Source organism: Micromonospora sp. WMMD1076, assembly GCF_029581475.1.
Taxonomy (GTDB): Bacteria; Actinomycetota; Actinomycetes; order Mycobacteriales; family Micromonosporaceae; genus Micromonospora; species Micromonospora aurantiaca.
The window spans coordinates 3882430-3896364 of sequence record NZ_CP120862.1; the positions used below are offsets into that span (position 1 = coordinate 3882430).

A 13935-nucleotide genomic window follows, 5' to 3' on the forward strand; every position below is an offset into this window, starting at 1 on the left:
TCCCACGCTCCGACGGTACCCGAACGCCCGTACCCGCCCCGCGACCAGCCCTTCGCGATCAAGCTTCGGTGACGAGCGCGTTGCTGTGGACCGAATCGGGCTCATAGCGGCTAGTGTTAGGTCAGAACGTTCAAGCCCCCGGGGAGGTGGGACGTGGCACGCAGCGACGACGCGGACTCGCGCGCCGCACGGTGGGAAAAGGAAGCCCACGATCTCTCCACGCAGGTCGCGTTCCTGCAAGAGGAACTCGCCCTGGTGCGGCGCAAGTTGACCGAGAGCCCCCGACACGTCCGGCAGCTCGAAGAGCGGCTGGCGGCCACCCAGGCACAGTTGGCGCGGCTGACCGAGAACAACGAACGGCTCGTGAGCACCCTCAAGGAGGCTCGCGCGCAGATCGTGACGCTCAAGGAGGAGATCGACCGGCTCGCCCAGCCGCCGAGTGGCTACGGCGTCTTCCTGGCCAGGCACGACGACGGCACGGTGGACGTGTTCACCGGCGGGCGCAAGCTCCGGGTGGCCGTCTCGCCCTCGCTGGAGGTCGACGAGCTTCGCCGGGGTCAGGAGGTCCTGCTCAACGACGCGCTCAACATCGTCGACGCGTTCGGCTACGAGCGGGTCGGCGAGGTGGTGATGCTCAAGGAGATCCTGGCGGGCCCCGAGGGCGCTCCGGGTGACCGGGCACTCGTGGTCTCCCACTCCGACGAGGAGCGGATCGTGCACCTCGCCGAGACCCTGATCGGCAGCGCGATCCGGGCCGGCGACTCGCTCATGATCGAGCCCCGCTCGGCGTACGCGTACGAGCGGATCCCGAAGAGCGAGGTCGAGGAACTGGTCCTGGAGGAGGTGCCCGACGTCGACTACGAGGACATCGGTGGCCTCCAGGCGCAGATCGAGCAGATCCGCGACGCGGTGGAACTGCCCTTCCTGCACTCCGACCTGTTCCGCGAGCACCAGCTCCGGCCGCCGAAGGGCATCCTGCTCTACGGCCCGCCCGGCTGCGGCAAGACGCTCATCGCCAAGGCGGTGGCCAACTCGCTGGCCAAGAAGATCGCCGAGCGTGAGGGCAAGGACCGGCACACCAGCTTCTTCCTCAACATCAAGGGCCCCGAGCTGCTCAACAAGTACGTCGGCGAGACCGAGCGGCACATCCGGCTGATCTTCCAGCGGGCACGGGAGAAGGCCGGTGAGGGCACTCCGGTGATCGTGTTCTTCGACGAGATGGACTCGGTGTTCCGCACCCGCGGCTCCGGCGTCTCCTCCGACGTGGAGAACACCATCGTCCCGCAGCTGCTCAGCGAGATCGACGGCGTCGAGGGCCTGGAGAACGTCATCGTCATCGGCGCCTCCAACCGGGAAGACATGATCGACCCGGCGATCCTGCGCCCCGGCCGGCTCGACGTGAAGATCAAGATCGAGCGGCCGGACGCCGAGGCGGCGAAGGACATCTTCTCCAAGTACATCCTCGCCGGCCTGCCGCTGCACGCCGACGACCTGGCCGAACACGGCGGCGAACCCCAGGCCACGGTCGCGGCGATGATCGACGCGGTGGTCCTGCGGATGTACTCCGAGACCGAGGAGAACCGCTTCCTCGAGGTCACCTACGCCAACGGGGACAAGGAAGTCCTCTACTTCAAGGACTTCAACTCCGGCGCGATGATCCAGAACATCGTCGACCGGGGCAAGAAGATGGCCATCAAGGAGTTCCTCACCTCCGGCCGCAAGGGTCTGCGCCTGCAGCACCTGCTCGACGCCTGCGTCGACGAGTTCCGCGAGAACGAGGACCTGCCCAACACCACCAACCCCGACGACTGGGCCCGCATCTCCGGCAAGAAGGGCGAGCGGATCGTCTACATCCGCACGCTCGTCTCCGGCGGCAAGGGCGCCGAGGCCGGACGGTCCATCGAGACCGCCAGCAACACCGGCCAGTACCTGTAGTCCGACCGCGTCGGCGAAGGCCCGTGGCGTACGCGCCACGGGCCTTCGCGCGTACCCGGGGAAGCCGCCACACCGGACCCGGCGCTGCCGCCACGCCCCCTCGGCGCGTCACGCCGACTACGCTCGACGTGACGGGGACCGGGACGGCGAGCGGAGCGGGCAGGTCGATGAGCGTCAGAAGGATCATGGGCACCGAGGTCGAGTACGGCATCTCCGTGCCCGGTCAGGCCGGAGCCAACCCGATGGTCACCTCCTCCCAGGTGGTCAACGCCTACGGGGCGCGACCGGAACTCAACCGGGGCGGCCGGGCCCGCTGGGACTACGAGGAGGAGTCGCCACTGCGCGACGCCCGCGGGTTCACCTACTCCGGCGCCGCGTACGACCCGGCCGAGGCGCTCGCCGACGAGGACCTCGGGCTCGCCAACGTCATACTCACCAACGGCGCCCGCCTCTACGTCGACCACGCGCACCCGGAGTACTCCACGCCCGAGGTGACGAACCCGTTGGACGTGGTGCGGTGGGACAAGGCGGGGGAGCGGGTGATGGCGGAGGCGGCCCGCCGGGCCGCGACCATCCCGGGCACCCACCCGATCCACCTGTACAAGAACAACACCGACAACAAGGGCGCCAGCTACGGCGCGCACGAGAACTACCTGATGCGCCGGCAGACGCCGTTCGCCGACATCGTGGCGTACCTGACGCCGTTCTTCGTCACCCGGCAGATCGTCTGCGGCGCCGGGCGGGTCGGCATCGGCCAGGACGGCGGCCAGGCCGGTTTCCAGATCTCCCAGCGGGCCGACTTCTTCGAGGTCGAGGTGGGATTGGAGACGACGCTCAAGCGGCCCATCATCAACACGCGGGACGAGCCGCACGCCGACGCCGACAAGTACCGCCGGCTGCACGTCATCATCGGCGACGCCAACCTCTCCGAGATCTCCACGTTCCTCAAGGTCGGTACCACCTCGCTGATCCTCGCCATGATCGAGGAGAAGGCGCTCGGCGCGGACCTGGGCATCGCCGACCCGGTGGCCGAGCTGCGCGCGGTCAGCCACGACCCGTCGCTGAAGCACCTGATGCGGATGCGCGACGGCCGCAGGCTCACCGCGCTGGACGTGCAGTGGGCGTATCTGGAGCGGGTGAGCTCCTTCGTGGACGACCGCCACGGCGAGGACGTGGACGCGCAGACCGCCGACGTGCTGCGCCGCTGGGAGAGCGTGCTCGACCGGCTCGGCCGGGACGCGTTCGAGTGCGCCGACGAGCTGGACTGGGTGGCCAAGCTGCGGCTGCTGGAGGGCTACCGGGAGCGGGAGAAGCTCGCCTGGGGCTCGCACAAGCTGCAACTGGTCGACCTGCAGTACTCCGACGTGCGGCCGGAGAAGGGCCTCTACCACCGGCTCGTGCAGCGCGGCTCGATGAAGACGCTGCTCACCGACGAGCAGACCCGCACCGCGATGACCGAGCCGCCGGAGGACACGCGGGCCTACTTCCGGGGCCGCTGCCTGGACCGGTACGCCTCCGAGGTGGTCGCCGCGAGCTGGGACTCGGTCATCTTCGACGTGGGCCGGGAGTCGCTGGTCCGGGTGCCGATGATGGAGCCCGAGCGGGGCACCCGAGCGCACGTCGGCGAGCTGTTCGACCGCTGCGCGAGCGCCAAGGATCTGCTGGAGACGCTCACCGGCGGGTGACCCCGATGCCGGAAGGCCCGCCGGGTGCCGGAAACGGGCACGCGACGGGCCTTTCGTCGCTCCCGCGAGGTAAGTTGATCGCAGGCGATCGTGGAGGAGGCACCACCATGGCGACGCAAGAGGGTGGGCAGACCCAGTCCGGCAAGTCCCGTGACGAGGTCGAGGAGGTCACCGCGGAGGCCAACCCCGAGGTGGCCGAGCGGCACGCCGAGATCACCGAGGACGTGGACGACCTGCTCGACGAGATCGACTCCGTCCTGGAAGAGAACGCCGAGGAATTCGTGAGGGGCTATGTACAGAAAGGCGGCGAGTAGGGCGTAGCCGGATCAAATCGGGCATTCCTGAGGCGCTTGACGACCGGGACGGTTGCCGCCGTTGCCGGGACTGCGACGAGTGGAAGCCGCTCGAGGAGTTCTGCGCCAACAGTCGTCGCCCTGACGGTAGCCGCGAGTATCACCTGCGCCGTCGGTGCGGGGCCGGGGAGAAGGAGTTCCAGACGCTCCTGGCCGAGCAGGGCGGCGTCTGCGCGATCTGCCGGCGCCCCGATCCGGAACATCTGGACCACGGTCATCGCACCGGATGGGTGCGCGGGATACTCTGCTTCAACTGCAACGGTGGTCTTGGTCAGTTCAAGGACAACCCCGACGTCCTGGCCAGGGCGATCACGTACCTGAGAGGAACCACGTGGCAGCGGGTTTTGATCCATCCGGGCGTCTTCCAGATGTGTTCACCAACGCGGGGACGTCCTCCTTCACAGCGTTCCTGAGCAAGGTGGCCCCCGAGATGCTGCCCGGCCGTCGGCCGCTGCCGCCCGGCATGGCCGCCGACATGGCGCCGCACGCGACCACGATCGTGGCCATCTCGGCCGCCGGTGGCGTGGTCATGGCCGGCGACCGGCGCGCCACGATGGGCAACCTGATCGCCCAGCGCGACATCGAGAAGGTGCACCCGGCCGACGCGTACTCGCTCGTCGGCATCGCGGGCACCGCCGGCATCGGCATCGAGCTGATGCGACTGTTCCAGGTGGAGCTGGAGCACTACGAGAAGATCGAGGGCGCGATGCTCTCGCTCGACGGCAAGGCCAACCGGCTGGCGTCGATGATCCGCGGCAACCTGGGCGCGGCCATGCAGGGCCTCGCCGTGATCCCGCTGTTCGCCGGCTTCGACCTGGCCGCCAGTGACCCGCAGCGGGCCGGGCGGATCTTCAGCTTCGACGTGACCGGCGGCCCGTACGAGGAGACCGGTTACGACGCCATCGGCTCCGGTTCGCTGTTCGCCAAGTCCGCGCTGAAGAAGCGGTTCCGGGCCGGCCTGTCGGTCGAGGACGCGACGCGGCTGGCGGTCGAGGCGCTCTACGACGCGGCGGACGACGACACCGCCACCGGCGGCCCCGACCTGACCCGGCGGATCTACCCGGTCGTGATGACCGCTACCGCCGAGGGCACCCACCGCCTCACCGACGCCGAGACGGCGGCGATCGCGGAGAGCGTGGTGTCCGGCCGGATGGAGAACCCCGGCGGCTGAGGCCGCCCCGCACCGTCCACCGAGTCAGCAGTCCCGCAGAAGGAGAACCGCCGCCGTGGCCATGCAGTTCTACGCCTCGCCCGAGCAGATCATGCGCGACCGCTCCGAGCTGGCCCGCAAGGGCATCGCCCGGGGCCGCAGCGCGGTGGTCCTGAGCTACGCGGGCGGGGTGCTCTTCGTCGCCGAGAACCTGTCCAGCACGCTGCACAAGGTCAGCGAGATCTACGACCGGATCGGCTTCGCCGCCGTCGGCCGGTACAACGAGTTCGAGAACCTGCGCCGCGCGGGCGTGCGGATGGCCGACCTCAACGGGCTCAGCTACGACCGCCGGGACGTGACCGGCCTGGCGCTCGCCAACGCGTACGCGCAGACGCTCGGGGCGATCTTCACGGAGCAGTCGAAGCCGTTCGAGGTGGAGATCTGCGTGGCCGAAGTGGGCGCCACGCCCGAGGACGACTCCCTCTACCGGGTGACCTACGACGGCTCGGTGAACGACGAGCCGGGCCGGATGGCGATGGGCGGACAGGCCGAGGCGATCAGCGGGGTGCTGAAGAACGAGCACCGGCCGGAGATGTCGCTGTCGGAGGCGGTCCGCGCCGCCATGAAGGCGCTGAGCAGCGTCGGCGGCGAGGGCGGGGCGGCCCGCACGATCGCCGCGAACCAGCTGGAGGTGGCGGTCCTGGACCGGCGCCGGGTGGGGCGTACGTTCCGGCGGGTGACCGGCGCGGCGCTCACCGCGCTGCTGGAGGGGGACGCCGAGGCCGACACCGCGCCGGCGCCCGGCCGGGCGAAGACGCCGACCGTGCCGACGGAGGAGGCGAAGAAGCCGACCACGTCGGCGGGTTCGGCCGACCTGGAGGGCAACGCGGAGGACAAGCCCGCCGAGTGACGACCGTCGCGGAACCCGCCACCTCGCCGAGGTGGCGGGTTCTTCGCGTACGGATGCCGCCACCTCGCCGATCTGCGCGGGGAGATCGCAAGCGGCGAGCGTCGGCGCTGCCCATCGGAGGCTCCGGGCGGCTAATGTCTCATCATGGAGCGGCGAATCTTCGGCCTCGAAACCGAGTACGGCGTCACCTGCACCTATCGCGGGCAACGCCGACTGTCCCCCGACGAGGTCGCGCGGTACCTGTTCCGGCGGGTGGTGTCGTGGGGCCGGTCGAGCAACGTGTTCCTGCGCAACGGCGCCCGCCTCTATCTCGACGTCGGTTCGCACCCGGAGTACGCGACTCCGGAGTGCGACTCGGTGACCGACCTGGTCGCACACGACCGGGCCGGTGAGCGGATCCTGGAGGGGCTGCTCGTCGACGCGGAGAAGCGGCTGCACGACGAGGGCATCGCGGGCGAGATCTACCTGTTCAAGAACAACACCGACTCGGCCGGCAACTCGTACGGCTGCCACGAGAACTACCTGGTGTCCCGGCACGGCGAGTTCGGCCGGCTCGCCGACGTGCTCATCCCGTTCCTGGTCACCCGGCAGTTGATCTGCGGCGCGGGCAAGGTGCTGCAGACGCCGCGCGGCGCGGTCTACTGCCTGTCCCAGCGGGCCGAGCACATCTGGGAGGGCGTCTCGTCGGCGACCACCCGCAGCCGGCCGATCATCAACACCCGTGACGAGCCGCACGCGGACGCCGAGCGCTACCGCCGGCTGCACGTGATCGTCGGCGACTCGAACATGAACGAGGTCACCACACTGCTGAAGGTCGGCACCGCCGACATCGTGCTGCGGATGATCGAGGCCGGCGTGGTGATGCGCGACCTGACGCTGGAGAACCCGATCCGGGCCATCCGCGAGGTGTCGCACGACATCACCGGCCGGCGCAAGGTGCGCCTGGCCTCCGGCAAGGAGGTCTCGGCGCTGGAGATCCAGCAGGAATACCTGGCCAAGGCGACGGAGTTCGTGGAGCGCCGGGGCGGTGACCAGACCGCGAAGCGGGTGGTCGACCTGTGGGGCCGGGTGCTGCGCGCGGTCGAGACCGGCGACCTGGACCCGGTGGCCCGGGAGATCGACTGGATCACGAAGCTGAAGCTGATCGAGCGTTACCAGCGCAAGCACGACCTGCCGTTGTCGCACCCGCGGGTGGCGCAGATGGACCTGGCCTACCACGACCTGCGGCGCGGGCGCGGCCTGTACGGGCTGCTGGAGCGCCGTCGCGAGGTGGACCGGGTGGCGACCGACCCGGAGATCTTCGAGGCGAAGGAGACGCCGCCGCAGACGACCCGGGCGCGGCTGCGCGGCGAGTTCATCCGCCACGCCCAGGAGAAGCGGCGCGACTTCACCGTGGACTGGGTGCACCTGAAGCTGAACGACCAGGCGCAGCGCACGGTGCTGTGCAAGGACCCGTTCCGGGCCTACGACGAGCGGGTGGAGCGGCTGATCGCCAGCATGTGATCGTGCGGGCGGCCGGTGCCCGGCACCGGCCGCCCCTCCACAGGTACGCTGGCGTCGCGATGAACACTTCCGAATCCGCCGGTGGGTCCGGCCGCGAGACGTCCTCGGACCGTGACGGCACCGAGAAGCTCAACTGGATCGACCGCCGGCGGGAGAAGATCCGCGCCGAGATCGAGCGCAACAGGCGCGGCGACTACACGGTGCCGACCTGGGTGCTGGCGGCGGCGCTGGTGGTGATCGTGGGCGCCTGGCTCGGGCTGATCCTGTTCCTGGGCTGAGCGCCGCGCCGGTCACCCCGGTTCGCGACGCCGGCCACGCGTCCCGCGACGTCGGTCAGCCGGTCCCGCGACGCCTGCCACGTACAGGCTCGCGGAGCGTGCGATCCGGCAGCGGGCTGCGCCGGTCAGTTCAGCAGGCCCGCCGCGTACCGCCCGGCGGCGGCCGCGGCCAGGAAGTAGGCGTGGTCGGCGTCCAGGCCCCGGCCCATCGTGGACAGGCCGACCGGGGTGGCCCGCAGCGCCGCGTCCAGGCCGTCGGCAGGCACGGTGACGATCCGGTGCCGGTCGGCCAGCGGCGTCAGCGCCGCGGTGACCTCCGCGGCCAGGCCGGGGTCGAGACCGTCCGGCACGACCAGTTCCGCGGGGGCCAGCGCGACCCGGCCGTACGCGGTCAGGCTGTGGTGGGAGACGCCACGGTGCCGGGGCCGGGCGTCGGCGTCGGAGATGCGCAGCGAGCCGACCGGGCGCCCGCCCAGCGTGGCGATCGCGTTCACCGCCTCGCCGACCGCGACGCCGGAGAAGCCCCAGCGGGTGCCGGTGCCGAGGTTGCCCGGCCCCTGGGCGACGATCGTCAGGTCGGCGTCGAGCACGTGCCGGGCGGCGAGCAGGCCGCTGTGCAGCGTGCTCGCCTCCAGGTCGCCGCCGAACGCCTGGCCCACGCTCACCGTGCCGGCGAGGTGCCCGGACAGCCCGGCCAGGGTGCGGGAGAACCAGGCCGGCAGCGCACCGCCGTCGGTCAGCACGTACGCCACCCGGGCGTCGGGCGCGTCGGCGCGTACCCCGGCCAGGATCGCCGGCAGCGCGGAGTGCAGGTCGGCGGTGACCACCGGCATGCCGTCGACCGAGTCGGCTGCGGCCAGCCGGTCGTGGTGCGGCGACGCCTCCTCGTCCACGCCGAGCAGGATCGGTTGCAGCGGCGTGTAGCGGGCCTTGACCAGGTGCCCGGCGTCGCGGCTGTCACCGGCCTGCGGCGGGTCCGGCGGCAGCCGGTCGGGCAGCGCCACGACCAGCGCGTAGCCGCCGGTGCCGAGGCCCATCAGCAGCGCGCCGGCGTTGAGCAGCACCCGGTCGCCGGGTTCGGGCTCGCCGACCAGGGCCGGGTAGGCCAGGGCGCGCATCCGGGCGCCGTCGGGCAGGTCGACGTCGAGTTCGACAGCGCCGGCCCACCGTCGCCGTACCGCCGTGACCGTGCCGGACCGCCATCGCACCATGCGGTGCACGGTATCGGCCGCCGCCGGGCCGGCCCCCGGGCGGGTCAGGGGTTCCGGTCGTCGACCGGGCGGCCCGCCTCGTCCTGGGTGGTGCGGGCGGTCCGGCCGGCCGAGCGGGACCGGGTGGGGTCGAGGAAGACGTACGCGATCTCCGGGAAGTGCCCGGTGAGCCGGCGTTCGGCCTCGTCGGCGGCGGCCTCGATGTCGGCGCCGGTGGCGTCGTCGCGGAAGTCGACCTTGGCGGCGACGAGGATGTCGTCCGGGCCGAGGAACATGGTCATCAGCGTGTCGACCCGGTCCACAGTCGGCACGTCGGCCAGTTCCCGCTCGATGCGCCGGTGCAGCCGGTCCGACACCGAGCGGCCCACCAGCAGCGAGATGTTGCTGTGCGCCAGGACGGCGGCGACCACCAGCAGCAGCACGCCGATGAGGATCGAGGCGATGCCGTCGTACAGCTCGTCACCGGTCAGGTGCGACAGGGTGAGCCCGCCCGCGGCGATCAGCAGGCCGACCAGCGCGGCGCTGTCCTCCAGGAAGACCGCCTTGACGGTGGTGTCGGCGGTCAGGCGCAGGTAGCGGCGCGGGGTGGTGCCCCAGCGGCGCGACTCGCCGCGCACCTGCCGGACCGCCCGGGCCAGCGACACCGACTCGATCGCGAAGGAGACCGCCAGCACCACGTACGCGACGAGGTACTCGCCGCTGTGCTCGTGCACCAGGATGGTGGTGACGCCGTGCGTGACGGCGAAGCCGGCCCCGGCGACGAAGGTGAACAGCGCGGCGAGGAACGCCCAGACGTAGCTCTCCTTGCCGTACCCGAAGGGGTGCCGGGTGTCGGCGGGCCGCGCGCCGCGGCGCAGCGCCAGGTAGAGCAGCACCTCGGTGGTGGTGTCGGCGAGCGAGTGGGCGGCCTCGGAGAGCATTGCCGCGGAGCCCGAGATCAGGCCCGCGACCAGCTTCGCGACAGCGATGGCGAGGTTCGCCGCGCCGGCCACCACGACAGTGCCGACACTCTCGGTCCTGACCTCCGGTTCCGCCATGCGATCACCCTATGACCGGTCGATGCGCGCCGCCGGATGGGAAGACCCCCGCGCCGCGCCGCGCGGGTGCCCGCGCCCGACGCGCGGGCTGCTAGCGTTTGGGCGTGTCCCGGACCCGTACCGAACGCCTGGTCAACCTGGTGATCTGCCTGCTGTCGACGCGACGTTTCCTGACCGCCGCGCAGATCGCCGCGACCGTGCCCGGTTACGAGCACGATCCGGACGACGTCAAGGACCACGAGGCGTTCCAGCGCAAGTTCGAGCGCGACAAGGCCGAGCTGCGTGAGCTGGGCGTGCCGCTGGAGACGGGCACGGCGAGCGTCTTCGACGCCGAGCCGGGCTACCGGATCGCGCCGCGCGCGTACGCGTTGCCCGACATCCCGCTCGAACCGGACGAGGCCGCCGCGGTGGGCATCGCCGCCCGGCTGTGGCAGCACGCCGGGCTGGCCGCCGCCGCGTCGTCGGGGCTGGCGAAGCTGCGCGCCGCCGGCATCGACGTCGACCCGCAGGCGACGCTGGGCCTGGAGCCGATGGTCACCGTCGACCCGGCGTTCGCGCCGCTCACCGCCGCCGCGCGGGACCGGCGCGAGGTCAGCTTCGACTACCGCGTGCCGGACCGCGACGCGCCCACCCGCCGCCGGGTCCAGCCGTGGGGCGTGGTCTGCTGGCGCGGCCGGTGGTACGTCGTCGGCCACGACCTGGACCGGGCGGCGACCCGCTGCTTCCGGCTGTCCCGGGTGGTCGGCGCGGTCCGGGCGACCGGTGAGCCGGGCGCCTACGAGCCGCCCGCCGGGGTCGACCTGATCAGCCACGTGGCCCGCTGGTCCGGGCCGGTGGAGCGCACCGGCCGGGCCACCGTGCTGGCCACACCCGGGCGCGCCGCCGGGCTGCGCCGCTGGGCGGTGGAGTGCCAGGCCGGTCCGGACGGTGACCGGCTGGTGCTGCCGTACGCCGACGCCGACTACCTGGCCGGGCAGATCGTCGGGTACGGCCCGGACGTCCGCGTGCTGGAGCCACCGGAGGTACGGGAGGCGGTCATCCAGCGCCTCAAGGAGGTCGCCGCCCGCCACGACGAGCTGGCAGTGACCGGAGGTGCCCGGTGACCCGCCCGGCGGCCCGCGCGGGCCGTGCCTCCGCCGACCGGCTGGCCCGGCTGCTCAACCTGGTGCCCTACCTGCTGGCCCGCCCCGGCATCGAGATCGCCGAGGCGGCGCACGACCTCGGGGTGACCGAGAGGCAGCTCCGGGAGGACCTGGAACTGCTCTGGGTGTGCGGGCTGCCCGGCTACGGCCCCGGTGACCTGATCGACATGGCGTTCGACGGCGACCGGGTGACCATCACCTACGACGCCGGCATCGACCGCCCGCTGCGGCTCACCCCGGACGAGGCCCTGGCCCTGGTGGTGGCGCTGCGGATGATCGCCGAGACGCCCGGCGTGGCCAACCGGGAGGCGGTCGAACGGGCGCTCGCCAAGATCGAGAATGCCGCCGGTGACCTGGCCGGCGCGCCGGTCGAGGTCCGCCTGCCCGGCGACAGCGCCCGGGTACGCGAGCTGCGTGCCGCCGTCGAGCGCGGCCGGGCGCTGCGGATCACCTACTACACAGCGGCGCGGGACGAGACCACCGAACGCACCATCGACCCGCTGCGGATGCTGATGGTCGGCGGCCGGGCGTACGTGGAGGCGTGGTGCCGCCGCGCCGAGGGGGTACGCCTGTTCCGGGCCGACCGGATCGACGCGGTGACCGAGCTGCCGGAGCAGGCTGTGGTGCCGCCGCAGGCCCGCCCGCACGATCTCAGCGACGGCGTGTTCCGCCCGTCGGCGGACCTGCCGCTGATCACGCTGCGGATCGGCCGGGGCGAGCGGTGGATCACCGAATATTATCCGTGCGAGCGGGTCGAGGCCGACGGCGAGCAGTGGCTGGTGTCGCTGCGCGTCACCGACCTCGGGTGGGCCCGGCGGTTCGTGCTCGGGCTCGGCCCCGAGGTGACTGTGGTGGCCCCGGCCGAGCTGGCCGAGCAGGTACGCGCCCAGGCCGTGGCAGCGCTCGACGCGTACGCCAGTCCGGCCGGCAGCGCCGACCCGGCAGCCGTCGGCGGCACCCGATAGGCTGACCGTCGTGGTGACGTGGATCGTGCTCGGGGTCGTGGTGTTCGCGCTGGTCGTACTGGCCCTGGCGATCCGTCCGGTGGTGAGCCGCCTGCCGGGGCTGCGCCGTTCCGCGCTGGCGTTGCAGCGCCGGGCGGTCGAGGCGGAGTCGCTGCGGTCGGCCGCCGAGCAGTTGCAGGCGCGGGCCGAGTCGCTCCAGGAGCGGGCGGCGCTCGCGCAGGAGCGGATCACGTTGATCAAGGCCAAGCGCGGCGGCTGATCGACGCCGATCGGCCCGGTGAGCGTCGGCTGCGCGTTCCCGGGTGGTTACGCGCAGGAATGCGCGGACCTGGACGGTTGACGGGACACTTCGGGTTGGTCGAAACTTCACCGATCGGGCCCGCACGAGCAGGCCCGCGGGGGTGGCAAGCCGCTGCGACACACGTACGATGGGCGACGACCCACCCCTTACCGACACAGAGCGACTGGAGCTTCCCATGGGTGCCCTCAAGCCGTGGCACATCGCCGTACTCGTGGTCGTGCTGATCCTGCTGTTCGGCGCGAAGCGGCTCCCCGACGCGGCCCGCTCGCTGGGCCGCTCGCTGCGGATCATCAAGGCCGAGACCAAGAGCCTGCACGACGACGACCGCGATCTCGCCGAGAAGGCCGACGCGCAGGCCGGCTACCAGCCGCTCACGCCGCAGCAGCCGGTGCAGGGTCAGCCGTACGTGCAGCAGCAGTACGCGCAGCAGCCGCAGCAGCCGGTGGCCCCGCCGGCCGACCCGGTGCAGCGCGTCCGCGAGAACTGATCCGAGAGGGCCCCAACCACCGTGGCCTTCGGGTTGAAGAAGCGCGGCCCGAGCAGTTTCGCGCGCGCGGCCGACGGCTCGATGACGCTCATCGAGCACGTCCGGGAGCTGCGCAACCGGCTGTTCCGCGCGTCGCTGGCGATCCTTGTCGGTTTCGGGTTCGGCATCTGGCTGGCCGGGCCCGTGCTGCACATCCTGCAGAAGCCCTACTGCGACCTGCCCAAGGCGCGTTTGATCGACGGCAACTGCAACTTCGTCCAGCTCGGTCCCGCCGACCTGTTCCTTCTACAGATGAAGGTTGCCCTCTGGGTCGGCCTGATCATCGCCGCGCCGGTCTGGCTCTACCAGCTCTGGGCGTTCATTGCGCCGGGCCTGCACCGGCACGAGCGGCGGTACGCGTACTTCTTCACCGCCCTGGCCGCCCCGCTGTTCGGTGCCGGCGCGGTGCTCGCGTACTTCGTCACGTCCAAGGGCCTGGAGTTCCTGCTCAACGTCTCCGGCGGCGGCGACGTGACCACCACCCTCGACATCACCCGCTACATCGGGTTCGTCACGAACCTGATCCTGCTGTTCGGTGTGGCGTTCGAGTTCCCGCTGATCGTGCTGATGCTCAACTTCGTCGGCCTGGCCAGCGCCAAGCGGCTGCTGAGCTGGTGGCGGGTGGCGGTGTTCGTGTTCTTCGCGTTCTCCGCGGTGGTCACGCCGACACCCGACCCGTTCGGTATGACCGCGCTGGCGATCTGCCTCTGCGCGCTCTACTTCGCCGCGGTGGGGGTGGCGTTCCTCAACGACAGGCGGCGCGGTCGCGGGCGTGAGGTCTACGCCGGCATCGCCGACGACGAGGTGTCACCGCTGGACCTGTCGGACGAGCCGGTGCCTGCCGGCGGCCGGATCGAGGCGTCCGAGCCGATCGGCGCACCCGAGCCGATCGTCGCCCCGAAGCCGATCGAGCGCCGCTACGACGACATGACCTGACCG

15 protein-coding genes are annotated in these 13935 nt (G+C 71.6%); 13 read left to right on the forward strand and 2 right to left on the reverse strand.

All coding sequences use genetic code 11. The features are described 5' to 3' along the window. Positions 1-153 precede the first annotated feature (153 nt). From arc to O7622_RS18480, 8 genes are all read left to right on the forward strand, one after another. Complete coding sequence (arc, locus tag O7622_RS18445) at positions 154-1935, forward strand: proteasome ATPase (protein WP_282309403.1); 1782 nt, start codon at positions 154-156, stop codon at positions 1933-1935. Between the two features lie 167 nt (positions 1936-2102). After that, a complete protein-coding gene (gene dop / locus O7622_RS18450; RefSeq protein ID WP_348774033.1) occupies positions 2103-3620 on the forward strand; it encodes a depupylase/deamidase Dop in 1518 nt (505 codons plus the stop codon). A gap of 107 nt (positions 3621-3727) precedes the next feature. After that, positions 3728-3934, forward strand: a complete 207-nt coding sequence (locus O7622_RS18455; protein ID WP_282309404.1) for a ubiquitin-like protein Pup — start codon at positions 3728-3730, stop codon at positions 3932-3934. Positions 3935-4122: 188 nt separating this feature from the next. Further along, on the forward strand, positions 4123-4386 hold the full coding sequence (locus O7622_RS18460) for an endonuclease VII domain-containing protein (RefSeq protein WP_282314175.1): 264 nt from the start codon (positions 4123-4125) through the stop codon (positions 4384-4386). Next, positions 4305-5144: a proteasome subunit beta gene (gene prcB, locus O7622_RS18465; protein ID WP_176739678.1), complete on the forward strand. Its 840-nt coding sequence runs from the start codon at positions 4305-4307 to the stop codon at positions 5142-5144. The genes O7622_RS18460 and prcB overlap by 82 nt, the downstream gene beginning before the upstream one ends. Before the next feature lie 55 nt (positions 5145-5199). After that, positions 5200-6033, forward strand: a complete 834-nt coding sequence (gene prcA / locus O7622_RS18470) for a proteasome subunit alpha (protein ID WP_282309405.1) — start codon at positions 5200-5202, stop codon at positions 6031-6033. Between the two features lie 144 nt (positions 6034-6177). After that, positions 6178-7536 (forward strand): Pup--protein ligase, encoded by a 1359-nt coding sequence (gene pafA, locus O7622_RS18475; protein ID WP_282309406.1) that lies wholly within the window; start codon positions 6178-6180, stop codon positions 7534-7536. A 59-nt stretch (positions 7537-7595) separates the two neighbouring features. Further along, a complete protein-coding gene (locus O7622_RS18480) occupies positions 7596-7814 on the forward strand; it encodes a hypothetical protein (RefSeq protein ID WP_282309407.1) in 219 nt (72 codons plus the stop codon). 125 nt (positions 7815-7939) lie between these two features. Here O7622_RS18480 and O7622_RS18485 read toward each other — a convergent pair whose 3' ends face one another. Both O7622_RS18485 and O7622_RS18490 read right to left on the reverse strand, forming a co-directional pair. Beyond that, on the reverse strand, positions 7940-9025 hold the full coding sequence (locus O7622_RS18485) for a DUF3866 family protein (RefSeq protein WP_282309408.1): 1086 nt from the start codon (positions 9023-9025) through the stop codon (positions 7940-7942). 44 nt (positions 9026-9069) lie between these two features. Continuing rightward, positions 9070-10062 (reverse strand): cation diffusion facilitator family transporter, encoded by a 993-nt coding sequence (locus O7622_RS18490; protein ID WP_282309409.1) that lies wholly within the window; start codon positions 10060-10062, stop codon positions 9070-9072. A gap of 104 nt (positions 10063-10166) precedes the next feature. Here O7622_RS18490 and O7622_RS18495 point away from each other — a divergent pair, with 104 nt between their 5' ends. The 5 genes from O7622_RS18495 to tatC all read left to right on the forward strand — a co-directional run bounded on the left by O7622_RS18495 (position 10167) and on the right by tatC (position 13932). Continuing rightward, positions 10167-11165, forward strand: coding sequence for a WYL domain-containing protein (locus O7622_RS18495; RefSeq protein WP_282309410.1), 999 nt, complete (start codon positions 10167-10169; stop codon positions 11163-11165). Then, entirely contained in the window at positions 11162-12169 is a 1008-nt protein-coding gene (locus tag O7622_RS18500) for a YafY family protein (RefSeq protein ID WP_282309411.1), read from the forward strand. The genes O7622_RS18495 and O7622_RS18500 overlap by 4 nt, the downstream gene beginning before the upstream one ends. Positions 12170-12179: 10 nt before the next feature. Continuing rightward, positions 12180-12428 carry a hypothetical protein gene (locus tag O7622_RS18505; RefSeq protein ID WP_282309412.1) on the forward strand — a complete coding sequence of 83 codons (249 nt, stop codon included), beginning with the start codon at positions 12180-12182 and terminating at the stop codon, positions 12426-12428. Between the two features lie 217 nt (positions 12429-12645). Further along, positions 12646-12957: a Sec-independent protein translocase subunit TatA gene (gene tatA, locus O7622_RS18510; RefSeq protein ID WP_282309413.1), complete on the forward strand. Its 312-nt coding sequence runs from the start codon at positions 12646-12648 to the stop codon at positions 12955-12957. 21 nt (positions 12958-12978) lie between these two features. After that, positions 12979-13932 (forward strand): twin-arginine translocase subunit TatC, encoded by a 954-nt coding sequence (gene tatC / locus O7622_RS18515; RefSeq protein ID WP_282309414.1) that lies wholly within the window; start codon positions 12979-12981, stop codon positions 13930-13932. Positions 13933-13935 lie beyond the last annotated feature (3 nt).